The 16,573-nt window shown below is 56.9% G+C and carries 6 protein-coding genes, 2 tRNA genes, 6 rRNA genes and 1 other RNA gene; 13 read left to right on the top strand and 2 right to left on the bottom strand.

Annotation, left to right across the window (positions count from 1 at the left end; genetic code table 11):
- Window positions 1-244 precede the first annotated feature (244 nt).
- The 9 genes from BXA00_RS12845 to BXA00_RS12885 all read left to right on the top strand — a co-directional run bounded on the left by BXA00_RS12845 (window position 245) and on the right by BXA00_RS12885 (window position 10,244).
- A 23S ribosomal RNA gene (locus tag BXA00_RS12845) occupies window positions 245-3,127 on the top strand.
- A gap of 199 nt (window positions 3,128-3,326) precedes the next feature.
- Window positions 3,327-3,439, top strand: a 5S ribosomal RNA gene (gene rrf / locus BXA00_RS12850).
- A gap of 657 nt (window positions 3,440-4,096) precedes the next feature.
- Window positions 4,097-5,627 (top strand): 16S ribosomal RNA (locus BXA00_RS12855).
- Window positions 5,628-5,759: 132 nt separating this feature from the next.
- Window positions 5,760-5,836: transfer RNA gene (locus BXA00_RS12860), tRNA-Ile, on the top strand.
- A gap of 24 nt (window positions 5,837-5,860) precedes the next feature.
- Window positions 5,861-5,936, top strand: a tRNA-Ala gene (locus BXA00_RS12865).
- A 293-nt stretch (window positions 5,937-6,229) separates the two neighbouring features.
- Window positions 6,230-9,114 (top strand): 23S ribosomal RNA (locus BXA00_RS12870).
- A 199-nt stretch (window positions 9,115-9,313) separates the two neighbouring features.
- Window positions 9,314-9,426 (top strand): 5S ribosomal RNA (gene rrf / locus BXA00_RS12875).
- A gap of 176 nt (window positions 9,427-9,602) precedes the next feature.
- A 5S ribosomal RNA gene (rrf, locus tag BXA00_RS12880) occupies window positions 9,603-9,715 on the top strand.
- The 16S, 23S and 5S rRNA genes sit together here with 2 tRNA genes alongside, the layout of an rRNA operon.
- 163 nt (window positions 9,716-9,878) lie before the next feature.
- Window positions 9,879-10,244: a hypothetical protein gene (locus tag BXA00_RS12885; RefSeq protein ID WP_076518844.1), complete on the top strand. Its 366-nt coding sequence runs from the start codon at window positions 9,879-9,881 to the stop codon at window positions 10,242-10,244.
- 372 nt (window positions 10,245-10,616) lie between these two features.
- Here the strand turns inward: BXA00_RS12885 and BXA00_RS12890 are convergent, their stop codons facing one another.
- Complete coding sequence (locus BXA00_RS12890; RefSeq protein WP_006217453.1) at window positions 10,617-10,895, bottom strand: SWIB/MDM2 domain-containing protein; 279 nt, start codon at window positions 10,893-10,895, stop codon at window positions 10,617-10,619.
- 147 nt (window positions 10,896-11,042) lie between these two features.
- Here BXA00_RS12890 and BXA00_RS12895 point away from each other — a divergent pair, with 147 nt between their 5' ends.
- On the top strand, window positions 11,043-12,236 hold the full coding sequence (locus tag BXA00_RS12895) for a M20 aminoacylase family protein (RefSeq protein WP_076518845.1): 1,194 nt from the start codon (window positions 11,043-11,045) through the stop codon (window positions 12,234-12,236).
- On the top strand, window positions 12,232-13,311 hold the full coding sequence (gene pyrC / locus BXA00_RS12900) for a dihydroorotase (RefSeq protein ID WP_076521932.1): 1,080 nt from the start codon (window positions 12,232-12,234) through the stop codon (window positions 13,309-13,311). Before BXA00_RS12895 ends, pyrC begins: the two co-directional genes overlap by 5 nt.
- 118 nt (window positions 13,312-13,429) lie before the next feature.
- On the opposite strand, the gene BXA00_RS12905 is transcribed toward pyrC, so the two are convergent.
- Window positions 13,430-15,256 carry an ATP-binding cassette domain-containing protein gene (locus BXA00_RS12905; protein ID WP_076518846.1) on the bottom strand — a complete coding sequence of 609 codons (1,827 nt, stop codon included), beginning with the start codon at window positions 15,254-15,256 and terminating at the stop codon, window positions 13,430-13,432.
- Window positions 15,257-15,383: 127 nt separating this feature from the next.
- On the opposite strand from BXA00_RS12905, the gene rnpB reads away from it, so the two are divergent.
- Together rnpB and mraZ are read left to right on the top strand one after the other, a co-directional pair.
- Window positions 15,384-15,789, top strand: an RNA gene (gene rnpB, locus BXA00_RS12910) — RNase P RNA component class A.
- A 353-nt stretch (window positions 15,790-16,142) separates the two neighbouring features.
- The gene (gene mraZ / locus BXA00_RS12915; protein ID WP_056322651.1) at window positions 16,143-16,571 is read left to right on the top strand and encodes a division/cell wall cluster transcriptional repressor MraZ; all 429 of its coding nucleotides are present in this window, start codon (window positions 16,143-16,145) and stop codon (window positions 16,569-16,571) included.
- The last annotated feature ends 2 nt before the right edge of the window (window positions 16,572-16,573 follow it).

Raw genomic sequence — 16,573 nt, forward strand, 5'->3', positions numbered from 1 at the left:
TGCTTGCAGCGCTATCAGTTGGGTTTTACCCAACAGCTACATTTGTTCTTTAACAATCTGGAAGAAGCACAACGAAAATGTGTTCATCAAGTAATCAGCGCTGCTGATGAAGATGGGCACGGGTTGTGATTGCATTAATTTTGTTCCAAGTTCTCAAGACTGGGGTGATAAGCCTCAGACTGCTTTGAAACTTATGAACGGCACAAACGCTAATACTCAGGTCCTATAGCCTACAGCGTTATAGGATCAAGCGACTAAGTGCATATGGTGGATGCCTTGGCGATCACAGGCGATGAAGGACGTAGTAGCCTGCGAAAAGCTGCGGGGAGCTGGCAAACAAGCTTTGATCCGCAGATATCCGAATGGGGAAACCCACTGCAGCAATGCAGTATCCCTAGCTGAATACATAGGCTAGTGGAAGCGAACCGGGTGAACTGAAACATCTCAGTAGCTCGAGGAAAAGAAATCAACCGAGATTCCGAAAGTAGTGGCGAGCGAAATCGGAAGAGCCTTTACGTTTTAGCACGCAAGATAATCGAACGGAATGGAAAGTCCGGCCGTAGCAGGTGATAGCCCTGTAGATGAAATTTTGTGTGTGGAACTAAGCGTAAGACAAGTAGGGCGGGACACGTGAAATCCTGTTTGAAGATGGGGGGACCATCCTCCAAGGCTAAATACTCGTGATCGACCGATAGTGAACCAGTACCGTGAGGGAAAGGCGAAAAGAACCCCGGAAGGGGAGTGAAATAGATCCTGAAACCGTATGCATACAAACAGTAGGAGCCTCCTTGTGGGGTGACTGCGTACCTTTTGTATAATGGGTCAGCGACTTACATTCAGTGGCAAGGTTAACCGAATAGGGAAGCCGTAGCGAAAGCGAGTCCGAATAGGGCGATTCAGTCGCTGGGTGTAGACCCGAAACCAGATGATCTATCCATGGCCAGGTTGAAGGCACGGTAACACGTGCTGGAGGACCGAACCCACTAATGTTGAAAAATTAGGGGATGAGCTGTGGATAGGGGTGAAAGGCTAAACAAATCTGGAAATAGCTGGTTCTCTCCGAAAACTATTTAGGTAGTGCCTCAAGTATTACTGCGGGGGGTAGAGCACTGTTATAGCTAGGGGGTCATGGCGACTTACCAAACTATGGCAAACTCCGAATACCCGCAAGTACAGCTTGGGAGACAGAGCACCGGGTGCTAACGTCCGGACTCAAGAGGGAAACAACCCAGACCGCCAGCTAAGGTCCCGAATTATCGCTAAGTGGGAAACGAAGTGGGAAGGCATAGACAGTCAGGAGGTTGGCTTAGAAGCAGCCATCCTTTAAAGAAAGCGTAATAGCTCACTGATCGAGTCGTCCTGCGCGGAAGATGTAACGGGGCTAAGCGATAAACCGAAGCTGCGGGTGTGCACATTGTGCACGCGGTAGGAGAGCGTTCTGTAAGCCTGCGAAGGTGGCTTGTAAAGGCTGCTGGAGGTATCAGAAGTGCGAATGCTGACATGAGTAGCGATAAAGGGGGTGAAAAGCCCCCTCGCCGTAAGTCCAAGGTTTCCTGCGCAACGTTCATCGGCGCAGGGTGAGTCGGCCCCTAAGGCGAGGCAGAGATGCGTAGCTGATGGGAAGCTGGTTAATATTCCAGCACCGTCGTACAGTGCGATGGGGGGACGGATCGCGGAAGATCATCAGGGTGTTGGATGTCCCTGTTGCTGTATCGAAGATGGCGCTTAGGCAAATCCGGGCGCGTAAATCAAGGGTATGGCACGAGCGAGCATTGCTTGCGAAGTGATTGGAAGTGGTTCCAAGAAAAGCCTCTAAGCTTCAGCTGTACGAGACCGTACCGCAAACCGACACAGGTGGACGGGATGAATATTCCAAGGCGCTTGAGAGAACTCAGGAGAAGGAACTCGGCAAATTGATACCGTAACTTCGGGAGAAGGTATACCCCGGTAGTGTGAAGCGCCTGCGCGCTTAGCATGATGGGGTCGCAGAGAATCGGTGGCTGCGACTGTTTATTAAAAACACAGCACTCTGCAAAGACGAAAGTCGACGTATAGGGTGTGACGCCTGCCCGGTGCCGGAAGGTTAAGTGATGGGGTGCAAGCTCTTGATCGAAGCCCCGGTAAACGGCGGCCGTAACTATAACGGTCCTAAGGTAGCGAAATTCCTTGTCGGGTAAGTTCCGACCTGCACGAATGGCGTAACGATGGCCACACTGTCTCCTCCTGAGACTCAGCGAAGTTGAAGTGTTTGTGATGATGCAATCTACCCGCGGCTAGACGGAAAGACCCCATGAACCTTTACTGTAGCTTTGCATTGGACTGTGAACCGGCCTGTGTAGGATAGGTGGGAGGCTTTGAAGCGTGGTCGCCAGATCACGTGGAGCCATCCTTGAAATACCACCCTGGTTTGTTTGCGGTTCTAACCTTGGTCCGTTATCCGGATCGGGGACAGTGCATGGTGGGCAGTTTGACTGGGGCGGTCTCCTCCCAAAGTGTAACGGAGGAGTTCGAAGGTACGCTAGGTACGGTCGGAAATCGTGCTGATAGTGCAATGGCATAAGCGTGCTTGACTGTGAGACTGACAAGTCGAACAGGTGCGAAAGCAGGACATAGTGATCCGGTGGTTCTGAATGGAAGGGCCATCGCTCAACGGATAAAAGGTACTCTGGGGATAACAGGCTGATACCGCCCAAGAGTTCATATCGACGGCGGTGTTTGGCACCTCGATGTCGGCTCATCTCATCCTGGGGCTGTAGCCGGTCCCAAGGGTATGGCTGTTCGCCATTTAAAGAGGTACGTGAGCTGGGTTTAAAACGTCGTGAGACAGTTTGGTCCCTATCTGCCGTGGGCGTTGGATACTTGACGGAGCCTGCTCCTAGTACGAGAGGACCGGAGTGGACGTACCTCTGGTGTACCGGTTGTCATGCCAATGGCATTGCCGGGTAGCTAAGTACGGAAGAGATAACCGCTGAAGGCATCTAAGCGGGAAACTCGTCTGAAGATTAGGTATCCCGGGGACTTGATCCCCCTGAAGGGTCGTTCGAGACCAGGACGTTGATAGGTCGGGTGTGGAAGCGCAGTAATGCGTTAAGCTAACCGATACTAATTGCCCGTGAGGCTTGATCCTATAACACTGATGGTTATGACCTGGTGTATAGCGTTCCAAGTGTCGTTCAATACAAATTACTGGCTGCCCCGTCAGCAGCCAGCCAACACCAATTACACCCACTGTGGGTGATCATCGAGCCCAGGCTCTGACCACCACACGTTGCGCTTCTTCCAAGATTGGAGCCGTTGCCTAACCCGCAACCGCTCAACCCGTTACGCCTGACGACCATAGCAAGGTGGTACCACTCCTTCCCATCCCGAACAGGACAGTGAAACGCCTTTGCGCCGATGATAGTGGACGGACGTCTGTGAAAGTAGGTCATCGTCAGGCTTTTATTGTGCAAACCCCTGCAGGGTTACCCTGCGGGGGTTTGTTTTTAGTGAGAACCTATGTTCCGGAGTTGCCGCCAGGTGGAAATATCCACGAACACTGCAGCGTTGCAGGGCTAGATGCAAGTTAGGCAAAAGCCAATTGCATGAACTGCAAAACGGTGTTATAGTTTCCGGCTTGGCAGTTGCCGAAATTTTAGGGTTTACCCTGATGTTTCGATAGCTGCTAGGGCAGGGCGAAAGCTCTGGCGAGACCTGAAGAGGTCGCAGCAAGAAAGCGAAGTTAAAACGTAAAGTTAAAACCACGCTGACTTGACAAGCGATAAAAACTTCTTCATAATCTCGTTTCTCTGCTGCAACGACAGCGACGACGCAAAAGCGAAGTTAGCCGAAGTTGAAAGCAGAAGCAGTACAGAATTTAGCAGTACCCGCTCTTTAACAATTAAACAACCGATAAGTGTGGGCGCTTGATGCGAGTGCAGCGGTTTGGGTTTTGGCCTAAATCGCAAGCACAAGAAATCAAGTGCTCACTAGAAGTGAAGTACCTTAGACGTCAAGTTTAAGAACATACCTCACTTCCTTTGAGTAGCGACGTATGACCTGGTTTGAATTGGCGTAAGTCAAGACAGACCAAGAATACGAAACAAATACAGAGATTAAACTGAAGAGTTTGATCCTGGCTCAGATTGAACGCTAGCGGGATGCCTTACACATGCAAGTCGAACGGCAGCACGGACTTCGGTCTGGTGGCGAGTGGCGAACGGGTGAGTAATGTATCGGAACGTGCCTAGTAGCGGGGGATAACTACGCGAAAGCGTAGCTAATACCGCATACGCCCTACGGGGGAAAGCAGGGGATCGTAAGACCTTGCACTATTAGAGCGGCCGATATCGGATTAGCTAGTTGGTGGGGTAACGGCTCACCAAGGCGACGATCCGTAGCTGGTTTGAGAGGACGACCAGCCACACTGGGACTGAGACACGGCCCAGACTCCTACGGGAGGCAGCAGTGGGGAATTTTGGACAATGGGGGAAACCCTGATCCAGCCATCCCGCGTGTGCGATGAAGGCCTTCGGGTTGTAAAGCACTTTTGGCAGGAAAGAAACGTCCCGGGCTAATACCCTGGGAAACTGACGGTACCTGCAGAATAAGCACCGGCTAACTACGTGCCAGCAGCCGCGGTAATACGTAGGGTGCAAGCGTTAATCGGAATTACTGGGCGTAAAGCGTGCGCAGGCGGTTCGGAAAGAAAGATGTGAAATCCCAGAGCTTAACTTTGGAACTGCATTTTTAACTACCGAGCTAGAGTGTGTCAGAGGGAGGTGGAATTCCGCGTGTAGCAGTGAAATGCGTAGATATGCGGAGGAACACCGATGGCGAAGGCAGCCTCCTGGGATAACACTGACGCTCATGCACGAAAGCGTGGGGAGCAAACAGGATTAGATACCCTGGTAGTCCACGCCCTAAACGATGTCAACTAGCTGTTGGGGCCTTCGGGCCTTGGTAGCGCAGCTAACGCGTGAAGTTGACCGCCTGGGGAGTACGGTCGCAAGATTAAAACTCAAAGGAATTGACGGGGACCCGCACAAGCGGTGGATGATGTGGATTAATTCGATGCAACGCGAAAAACCTTACCTACCCTTGACATGTCTGGAATGCCGAAGAGATTTGGCAGTGCTCGCAAGAGAACCGGAACACAGGTGCTGCATGGCTGTCGTCAGCTCGTGTCGTGAGATGTTGGGTTAAGTCCCGCAACGAGCGCAACCCTTGTCATTAGTTGCTACGAAAGGGCACTCTAATGAGACTGCCGGTGACAAACCGGAGGAAGGTGGGGATGACGTCAAGTCCTCATGGCCCTTATGGGTAGGGCTTCACACGTCATACAATGGTCGGGACAGAGGGTCGCCAACCCGCGAGGGGGAGCCAATCCCAGAAACCCGATCGTAGTCCGGATCGCAGTCTGCAACTCGACTGCGTGAAGTCGGAATCGCTAGTAATCGCGGATCAGCATGTCGCGGTGAATACGTTCCCGGGTCTTGTACACACCGCCCGTCACACCATGGGAGTGGGTTTTACCAGAAGTAGTTAGCCTAACCGCAAGGAGGGCGATTACCACGGTAGGATTCATGACTGGGGTGAAGTCGTAACAAGGTAGCCGTATCGGAAGGTGCGGCTGGATCACCTCCTTTCAGAGCTTATGTGCTCGTGTTAAGCGTCCACTCTTATCGGTTGTTTGATATAGCTGGGATCAGTTGTAGGCTTGGGTCGAGGGAATCTTCCCTGGGTCTTCAGCTTCCTGACTGCTGATCCGAGAAGGTTTTGGGTCTGTAGCTCAGTCGGTTAGAGCACCGTCTTGATAAGGCGGGGGTCGTTGGTTCGAATCCAACCAGACCCACCAGGTATTTCGCGGCAAGCGAAGTATGGGGGTGTAGCTCAGCTGGGAGAGCGCCTGCTTTGCAAGCAGGATGTCATCGGTTCGATCCCGTTCACCTCCACCATCGATTTTCAAGTCGCCTGGTAGATGTAGAGGCCAACTCATAGTGTCGTCATCAACGATCCTATGAGTTGGGTTTTACCCAACAGCTATATTTGTTCTTTAACAATCTGGAAGAAGCACAACGAAAATGTGTTCATCGAGTAATCAGCTTCGCTGATGAAGATGGGCACGGGTTGTGATTGCATTAATTTTGTTCCAAGTTCTCAAGACTGGGGTGATAAGCCTCAGACTGCTTTGAAACTTATGAACGGCACAAACGCTAATACTCAGGTCCTATAGCCTACAGCGTTATAGGATCAAGCGACTAAGTGCATATGGTGGATGCCTTGGCGATCACAGGCGATGAAGGACGTAGTAGCCTGCGAAAAGCTGCGGGGAGCTGGCAAACAAGCTTTGATCCGCAGATATCCGAATGGGGAAACCCACTGCAGCAATGCAGTATCCCTAGCTGAATACATAGGCTAGTGGAAGCGAACCGGGTGAACTGAAACATCTCAGTAGCTCGAGGAAAAGAAATCAACCGAGATTCCGAAAGTAGTGGCGAGCGAAATCGGAAGAGCCTTTACGTTTTAGCACGCAAGATAATCGAACGGAATGGAAAGTCCGGCCGTAGCAGGTGATAGCCCTGTAGATGAAATTTTGTGTGTGGAACTAAGCGTAAGACAAGTAGGGCGGGACACGTGAAATCCTGTTTGAAGATGGGGGGACCATCCTCCAAGGCTAAATACTCGTGATCGACCGATAGTGAACCAGTACCGTGAGGGAAAGGCGAAAAGAACCCCGGAAGGGGAGTGAAATAGATCCTGAAACCGTATGCATACAAACAGTAGGAGCCTCCTTGTGGGGTGACTGCGTACCTTTTGTATAATGGGTCAGCGACTTACATTCAGTGGCAAGGTTAACCGAATAGGGAAGCCGTAGCGAAAGCGAGTCCGAATAGGGCGATTCAGTCGCTGGGTGTAGACCCGAAACCAGATGATCTATCCATGGCCAGGTTGAAGGCACGGTAACACGTGCTGGAGGACCGAACCCACTAATGTTGAAAAATTAGGGGATGAGCTGTGGATAGGGGTGAAAGGCTAAACAAATCTGGAAATAGCTGGTTCTCTCCGAAAACTATTTAGGTAGTGCCTCAAGTATTACTGCGGGGGGTAGAGCACTGTTATAGCTAGGGGGTCATGGCGACTTACCAAACTATGGCAAACTCCGAATACCCGCAAGTACAGCTTGGGAGACAGAGCACCGGGTGCTAACGTCCGGACTCAAGAGGGAAACAACCCAGACCGCCAGCTAAGGTCCCGAATTATCGCTAAGTGGGAAACGAAGTGGGAAGGCATAGACAGTCAGGAGGTTGGCTTAGAAGCAGCCATCCTTTAAAGAAAGCGTAATAGCTCACTGATCGAGTCGTCCTGCGCGGAAGATGTAACGGGGCTAAGCGATAAACCGAAGCTGCGGGTGTGCACTTTTAGTGCACGCGGTAGGAGAGCGTTCTGTAAGCCTGCGAAGGTGGCTTGTAAAGGCTGCTGGAGGTATCAGAAGTGCGAATGCTGACATGAGTAGCGATAAAGGGGGTGAAAAGCCCCCTCGCCGTAAGTCCAAGGTTTCCTGCGCAACGTTCATCGGCGCAGGGTGAGTCGGCCCCTAAGGCGAGGCAGAGATGCGTAGCTGATGGGAAGCTGGTTAATATTCCAGCACCGTCGTACAGTGCGATGGGGGGACGGATCGCGGAAGATCATCAGGGTGTTGGATGTCCCTGTTGCTGTATCGAAGATGGCGCTTAGGCAAATCCGGGCGCGTAAATCAAGGGTATGGCACGAGCGAGCATTGCTTGCGAAGTGATTGGAAGTGGTTCCAAGAAAAGCCTCTAAGCTTCAGCTGTACGAGACCGTACCGCAAACCGACACAGGTGGACGGGATGAATATTCCAAGGCGCTTGAGAGAACTCAGGAGAAGGAACTCGGCAAATTGATACCGTAACTTCGGGAGAAGGTATACCCCGGTAGTGTGAAGCGCCTGCGCGCTTAGCATGATGGGGTCGCAGAGAATCGGTGGCTGCGACTGTTTATTAAAAACACAGCACTCTGCAAAGACGAAAGTCGACGTATAGGGTGTGACGCCTGCCCGGTGCCGGAAGGTTAAGTGATGGGGTGCAAGCTCTTGATCGAAGCCCCGGTAAACGGCGGCCGTAACTATAACGGTCCTAAGGTAGCGAAATTCCTTGTCGGGTAAGTTCCGACCTGCACGAATGGCGTAACGATGGCCACACTGTCTCCTCCTGAGACTCAGCGAAGTTGAAGTGTTTGTGATGATGCAATCTACCCGCGGCTAGACGGAAAGACCCCATGAACCTTTACTGTAGCTTTGCATTGGACTGTGAACCGGCCTGTGTAGGATAGGTGGGAGGCTTTGAAGCGTGGTCGCCAGATCACGTGGAGCCATCCTTGAAATACCACCCTGGTTTGTTTGCGGTTCTAACCTTGGTCCGTTATCCGGATCGGGGACAGTGCATGGTGGGCAGTTTGACTGGGGCGGTCTCCTCCCAAAGTGTAACGGAGGAGTTCGAAGGTACGCTAGGTACGGTCGGAAATCGTGCTGATAGTGCAATGGCATAAGCGTGCTTGACTGTGAGACTGACAAGTCGAACAGGTGCGAAAGCAGGACATAGTGATCCGGTGGTTCTGAATGGAAGGGCCATCGCTCAACGGATAAAAGGTACTCTGGGGATAACAGGCTGATACCGCCCAAGAGTTCATATCGACGGCGGTGTTTGGCACCTCGATGTCGGCTCATCTCATCCTGGGGCTGTAGCCGGTCCCAAGGGTATGGCTGTTCGCCATTTAAAGAGGTACGTGAGCTGGGTTTAAAACGTCGTGAGACAGTTTGGTCCCTATCTGCCGTGGGCGTTGGATACTTGACGGAGCCTGCTCCTAGTACGAGAGGACCGGAGTGGACGTACCTCTGGTGTACCGGTTGTCATGCCAATGGCATTGCCGGGTAGCTAAGTACGGAAGAGATAACCGCTGAAGGCATCTAAGCGGGAAACTCGTCTGAAGATTAGGTATCCCGGGGACTTGATCCCCCTGAAGGGTCGTTCGAGACCAGGACGTTGATAGGTCGGGTGTGGAAGCGCAGTAATGCGTTAAGCTAACCGATACTAATTGCCCGTGAGGCTTGATCCTATAACACTGATGGTTATGACCTGGTGTATAGCGTTCCAAGTGTCGTTCAATACAAATTACTGGCTGCCCCGTCAGCAGCCAGCCAACGCCAATTACACCCACTGTGGGTGATCATCGAGCCCAGGCTCTGACCACCACACGTTGCGCTTCTTCCAAGATTGGAGCCGTTGCCTAACCCGCAACCGCTCAACCCGTTACGCCTGACGACCATAGCAAGGTGGTACCACTCCTTCCCATCCCGAACAGGACAGTGAAACGCCTTTGCGCCGATGATAGTGGACGGACGTCTGTGAAAGTAGGTCATCGTCAGGCTTTTATTGTGCAAACCCCCGCAGGCATACCCTGCGGGGGTTTGTTTTTAGTGAGAACCCAGAAGGTCGATTGCGACTCAGTCCCGCACCCTTCTGCAGTGCGTCTGGCGCCAGGTTCTCGGTGCAGGATCCCGATTCGAACGGTTGACTCGGATGTCAACTGCTCAAGCAGCTACGCTTGACGACCTTAGCAAGGTGGTACCACTCCTTCCCATCCCGAACAGGACAGTGAAACGCCTTTGCGCCGATGATAGTGGACGGACGTCTGTGAAAGTAGGTCATCGTCAAGCTCTTACCCTCAAAGCCCCACCGGTACCCGGTGGGGCTTTGTCTTTGGCACGCCTGTCGGCCTGCAAAGCCGCGCCAATGCTGAATGTGCCGAAATAACAACGCCCGTGGTCGGGGTGGCTTTGTGCGGTAAGATTGGTCGAGTCAATTCGTTGGAGCGTTATCGTGAGTGATCCCCAGACCCCCGTGCCCGGTACGACATTGGACCTGCGCACGTTGACCCACGTAGCCTACGGCTTGTATGCGTTGGGCTTCCTCACGAGTGGATTCCTGGGCATTGCCACGATTGCGGCCGTTGTGCTCATGTATCTCAAGCGCTCGGACGCCGCCGGCACGGTCTATGCCGGGCATTTCGACTGGCTCTTGCGCACTTTCTGGTGGGCGCTGCTGTGGCTGGCGATCAGCGGGATCGCGACGCTCATTTTCGTCGGCTGGATTGGCGTGGCCGCGACGATCGTTTGGGTGCTCTATCGACTGATCCGCGGCTGGTTGTCGTTGCTGGAAGGCAGCGCGCCCACGTCATACGCTTGATACGCGCAAGTTCGCCTGAAGGCCGGCGTCAACCCGAGTGTTGATGAGCGGTTCACCACAATCCCCACGTAGCGATCTGACGCTTCGTGGGGATTCTTCCTTTCAGGGGACCCGCTTTTGCATCTCAGCGCGTTGGTCGGCCTGCACGCCAAGATCTAGCGTAGTGGCCGCGCTGGTGCCGTCAGGCGCATGAGCAAGCGCGTCACGCCTTGGGAATCAGGCTATGGCGGGTAGGGAGGGAAAGTCCACGAACGTGGCGATGATGGGGCAGGACGAGGGGACTTGCGTGATTGCGCCGAGCTCGCCCGGCAGTGAGCCAGGGCGTCGCGACAATCCAAAGGCAGGGACGTACGCCGTACGCCCTTTGCCTGCTTACTTCAGATGTGCGTTGACCAGTTTGGTCAGTTCGAACATCGTGACCTGATCCTTGCCAAAGATCGGGCGCAGCTTGGCATCGGCGTTGATGTTGCGCTTGTTGCTGGCATCTTGCAGGTTGTGCTTCTTGATGTATTCCCAGATCTTCTTGGTGACCTCGGTTCGCGGCACGGCTTCCGAGCCGATGACGGCGGCCAATTCGGCGCTGGGGGTCAGGGGCTTCATGAATGCAGCGTTCGGCTTGCGCGCGGTCGCGGGTTTGGAGGTTGTGGCCATAATGCGGCGCTCCTTCTCTGGCTGTTGGAAAAATTGTCCTGCGGCCGGAGCATAACGTGTCTCTCCCCTAAAGACAAAGGCATTTATCCTCTGTAGCAACTAAAATGCGCAGACCGTCCCCTCTATCACGTCATTCTGTAACGTCCTATGTACGCACGATCTCCGTTGGAATCGATTCGGCTTTTTCATGACGAATTGACGGCGCTGCGGCGCGATTTGCATGCTCATCCCGAGCTTGGCTTTGAAGAAGTCCGCACCTCGGGCATTGTCGCGGGCTCGCTGCAGGCGTTGGGCATCGAGGTGCATCGCGGGATCGGGAAGACCGGCGTGGTGGGCGTCATTCGCGGCAAGCGTTGCGATAGCGGGCGCATGATCGGTCTGCGCGCCGATATGGACGCATTGCCGATGACCGAGGACAACACGTTCGGGCACAAGTCCACCAAGCCCGGTCTGATGCATGGCTGCGGACATGATGGCCATACCGCAGTGCTGATAGGGGCGGCGAAGTATCTGGCGCAGACGCGAAATTTTGATGGCACCGCGGTATTGATTTTCCAGCCGGCGGAAGAAGGCCGGGGTGGCGCGCGCGCCATGCTGGAAGATGGCCTGTTCGATACCTTTCCGTGCGATGCGATCTATGCGCTGCATAGCTGGCCAGGATTGAAGCCCGGCACGATTGGCATCAATCCGGGGCCGATGATGGCTGCGGCCGACCGCTTCGAGATACTGATCACCGGTCGAGGCGGGCATGGCGCGCATCCTTACCAGACGATCGACCCCGTGACGATCGCCGGGCAGATCATCACTGCGTTACAGACCATCGTGTCGCGCAATGTGAATCCGCTGGATTCGGCCGTGCTGTCGATCGGTTCGGTGCAGGCCGGGCATCCGGGCGCGATGAGCGTCATCCCGCGTGAAGCGCGGATGGTCGGCACCGTGCGGACGTTTCGCAAGTCGGTCCAGGAAATGGTCGAGACGCGCATGCGCGAACTGGTAAGCGCGATTGCCGGCGCTTTCGGCGGCACTGCCGAAGTCGTGTATGAGCGCATCTATCCCGCAACCCTGAATACGCCGCAGCACGCCAACCTGGTAGCCGACATCGCGACCGAGATGATCGGCAAGGAGAACGTGGTGCGCGACCTGGTACCCTCGATGGGTTCCGAGGATTTTTCGTTCATGCTGCAGGCCAAGCCGGGCGCCTATTTCCGCCTGGGCCAGGGCGGGGCCGATTCCGGCTGCCTGTTGCACAACCCGAATTTCGATTTCAACGATGCCGTCATTCCCCTTGGCAGCGCACTGTTCTGCGCGCTGGCTGAACGGGGCATGCCGCTGGCAGATTAAGAAGCCCTCCATGTCTACTCAAAGCACGACTCAACTTACGATCACCCGCCCCGACGATTGGCACCTGCACCTGCGCGATGGCGCTGCGCTGCAAGCCGTGGTGGCGGATACGGCGCGCCAGTTCGCGCGGGCCATCATCATGCCCAACCTGAAGCCGCCGGTCACGACCACCGAGCAGGCGCTGGCCTATCGCGGCCGCATTCTGGAGGCGCTTGCGAAGACGGACGTCAATTCGGACTCGTTCACGCCGTTGATGACGCTTTACCTCACCGACAACACGTCGGGGGAAGAGATCGTGCGCGCGCATGAGTCGGGCCACGTCTATGCGGTCAAGCTGTACCCGGCGGGCGCGACGACAAATTCGGACGCGGGCGTGACCGATCTGCTGGGCAAGTGCACGAAGGCGCTGGAAGCACTGCAGGAATGCGGCATGCCGTTGCTCGTGCATGGCGAAGTGACGGACCCGTCGATCGACGTGTTCGATCGCGAAGCGATTTTTGTTGAACGCGTCATGAAGCCGTTGCGCCGCGCCTTTCCGGCATTGAAGGTCGTGTTCGAGCACATCACGACGAAAGAAGGGGCCGAGTACGTGCGCGACGCGGAGGGTCCGATTGCGGCCACGATCACGCCGCAGCATCTGCTTTACAACCGCAACGCGATCTTCCAGGGCGGCGTGCGTCCTCACTGGTATTGCCTGCCGATCCTGAAGCGTGAGACCCACCGCCTGGCGCTGGTCGAGGCGGCGACCAGCGGCAGCCCGCGGTTTTTCCTTGGCACGGACAGCGCGCCGCACGCGCGTGGGCTGAAGGAGCATGCCTGCGGTTGCGCGGGGTGCTACACCGCGCTGCATGCGATGGAGCTGTACGCCACGGCGTTCGATGCGGTGGGCAAGCTGGACAAATTGGAAGGCTTTGCCAGCTTCCATGGCCCGGACTTCTACGGTCTGCCGCGCAACACCGGCACGTTGACGCTGTCGCGCGAGACGTATCTGGTGCCCGACGAATTGGCGTTCGGCAATACGACGCTGGTGCCGTTGGCCGCCGGCGAGGCCCTGGGGTGGCGCGCCCACGTCTGAACGCGGACCGGAGCGGGAACTCGGGCAATCGGCCCGCGAAAAAAGACAGGGGTGAGCGGCTGTGCCGGTCACCCCTTTTTTCATCGCGTCGCGTTGTTCTATTTATATAGAGGCGATCTCAGAGCGTGCCGTCGCGCCGCGCTTCCAGGAGCTCCCAGCGCGCGAACTTCTCTTCGAGTTCGGCTTCCAGCTTGGCCAGTTCGCTGTTGATGCGCTCGACTTCCGCCGGGGCGTCGCGATACAGGCTGCCGTCCGCGAGCTTGCCCGCCAGTTCGGCCTGCTGGGCCTCGAGCGCGGCGATGGCGTCCGGCAGGCCTTCGAGTTCGCGCAGGTCCCAGGCGTTGATCTTGCCCGCTTTGGCGGGTTTGGGGCGTGCCACCTTCGCGCGCGCGGCGCTGTCGTCGGCAGGCTTGGCCGCCTTGTCGGCGTCGGCTGGCGCGGCGGCAGGCGCCGGGCGCTGGGCGACCCAATCATCGTATCCTCCGACGTAGTCGCTCCAGTGGCCGTCGCCCTCGTAGGCGATGGTCTGCGTCACCACGTTGTTGAGGAAGGCCCGGTCGTGGCTGACCAGCAGTACGGTGCCCGCGTATTCTTGCAGCAGTTCTTCCAGCAACTCCAGCGTCTCGATGTCCAGGTCGTTGGTGGGCTCGTCGAGCACCAGCACGTTGGCCGGGCGCGCGAACAGCCGCGCCAGCAAAAGTCGGGCGCGTTCCCCGCCGGACAGGCTGCGTACCGGCGAGCCTGCTCGGGCGGGCGAGAACAGGAAGTCGCCCAGGTAGGTCATCACATGCTTGCGCACGCCGCCGATCTCGACCCATTCGCTCCCCGGGCTGATGATGTCGACGAGTGAGGCGTTTTCGTCGAGCTGCGCGCGCATCTGGTCGAAGTAGGCGACCGCGACGTTGGTGCCCAGGCGCGTCGTGCCGGTGTCGGGCTGCAGCTCGCCGAGGATCAGTTTGAGCAGGGTGGTCTTGCCGGCGCCGTTGGGACCGATGATGCCGATGCGATCGCCGCGAAAGAGGGTTGTGGAGTAGTCGTCCACCACGATCTTGTCCCCGAAACGCTTGCCGACGTGTTCGAGTTCGGCCACGAGCTTGCCGGAACGTTGGCCTTCGGCCAGCGCGAGCGACACATTGCCGACGCGCTCACGGCGTTCGGCCCGCTGCACCCGCAGGCTTTCCAGGCGGCGCACGCGGCCTTCGTTGCGCGTGCGGCGCGCTTCGACGCCTTTGCGGATCCAGACTTCCTCTTGCGCCAGCAGCTTGTCGAACCGCGCCTGCTCCAGCCGCTCGGATTCCAGCCACTGGGCCTTGCGTTCCTGCCATTGCGAAAAATTGCCCGGAAAGCTTAGGAGGCGGCCGCGGTCGAGTTCGACGATGCGGGTGGTCACGGCATCGAGGAAGCGGCGGTCGTGGGTGATGATGACCGCGGCGCCTTTCCAGGTGCGCAGCATCTCTTCCAGCCAGGCGATGCCTTCGAAGTCCAGATGGTTGGTGGGCTCGTCGAGCAGCAGCAGATCGGGCTCGTCGACCAGGGCGCGCGCGAGGGCGACGCGCTTGCGCGTTCCGCCGGACAGGCCGGCGATCTGGACGTCCGCCGGCAGACCCAGCTTTTCGAGCACGGCGCGCGCGCGCGAGGGGCGCTGCCAGTCTTCGTGGTCGCCTTCCACGTTGCATACGACGTCAAACACCGTGGCGTCGTCGTTCAGTTCGGGTTCCTGTTCGACGGTGGCGACGCGCAGGCCGGAACTGCGTGCGATGGCGCCGTCGTCGGGTTGGGTGCGGCCGTCGAGCAGCCTGAGCAGCGAGGACTTGCCCGCGCCGTTACGGCCGATGAGGCCGATGCGCTCGCCGGCCTGGATGGCGAAGTCAGCGTGGTCCAGCAGCGGATGGTGCCCATACGCGAGTTGGACGTCGGTCAAGGTGATGAGAGTTTCGAGGGCCATGTAGTGAGAGTGTCTGCGGCAACGGAGCGGATCAACGCGTATTGTCGCAGGAACCGGCGGGCCGGTTGCGCGGGCGCAGGGCGGTCGTGGGGGACGGGGCGGCCGGCTGTAATAGAATACGGGCTGCAAGGCGGGTCGGACGATCGCGGCGGGCGCAAGCCCGTCGAGGAAGGTCCGGACTCCACAGGGCAGGGTAACGGCTAACGGCCGTCCGGTTGCGTCTTCGGGCGCGGCTGAGGAATAGGACCACAGAGACGAGACTGCGGCGCGGGCGCGTTTTGCGCGCACCGATACGGCCATCTCCGTATTGCGCCGTCCGGCAACGGCCGGCGGCATCGCAGGGTGAAACGCGGCAACCTCTATCCGGAGCAACATCAAATAGGCATGCGTGCGGCCTCACGGCCGTGAAGGGCGGCTCCGTCCTAGCATGCGGGTAGATGGCTACAGCGGCTCAGCAATGATCCGCGCAGAGGAATGATCGTCCGCCAGGGCAACCTGGTGTACAGAATCCGGCCTATAGACCCGTCTTGCATTGAATTCCGTTCGCGCGCGGGTCTCGAGGACCGCGCGCGGCCTGTTGGCGCCGATTGCGCCAATTCGATCCCGCTCCCGGGGTGCCAGTCCGCTGGCAGGCCGCGCGAGCCGAAAGGATCGGGCCGGCGTAAGGCGGTAGGCGGCCCCCATTAGCCGCTACTTCTGAAGTAGGACTTTTAGAGTATGTCGCAACCTCCTGATTTATTGGGAGGTTTTTCTTTTTGCGCATTTACATGTTGATCTAAGTCCTTGTTGTGATTGAAAAAATTGCAACCACGCGCTTGACCGCCCCATTGCCATACCGTAGAGTGGGAAATAGTAGGAAATTGTGCAATTAAGTGGGGTAAATGTGGTGTTTCAGGGAAGCAGCGCGCTCACGCTGGATGCCAAGGGACGGATCTCCATTCCGACCCGGCATCGTGACGCGCTCATGTCGCAGGCCGAAGGCCGGCTGACCCTGACCCGCCACCCCGACGGCTGCCTGCTGGTGTACCCGCGGCCCGAGTGGGAAAAGAAGCGCGAACAGATCGCCGCTTTTCCCATGACGGCCCGCGCACTGCAGCGGCTGTTGCTGGGCAACGCGCAGGACGTGGAACTGGACGGCTCCGGCCGGGTTCTGATCGCTCCTGAGCTGCGCAACGCTTCCGGTATGACGCGCGATGTGATGCTGCTCGGTCTGGGCTCGCACTTCGAGCTGTGGGACGCCGCTACCCTGGCCAGCCGCGAGGCTGAAGACCTGGCCAAGGGTATGCCGGATGTGTTGAACCAGTTTTCGTTCTGAAA

The sequence above is a fragment of the Achromobacter sp. MFA1 R4 genome (assembly GCF_900156745.1).
Classification (GTDB): domain Bacteria; phylum Pseudomonadota; class Gammaproteobacteria; order Burkholderiales; family Burkholderiaceae_B; genus Achromobacter.

Coding starts and splice junctions, on each gene's coding strand:
- BXA00_RS12890 (WP_006217453.1), bottom strand. CDS start 10,895: ATGGCCACAACCTCCAAACCCGCGACCGCGCGCAAGCCGAACGCTGCA.
- BXA00_RS12895 (WP_076518845.1), top strand. CDS start 11,043: ATGTACGCACGATCTCCGTTGGAATCGATTCGGCTTTTTCATGACGAA.
- BXA00_RS12905 (WP_076518846.1), bottom strand. CDS start 15,256: ATGGCCCTCGAAACTCTCATCACCTTGACCGACGTCCAACTCGCGTAT.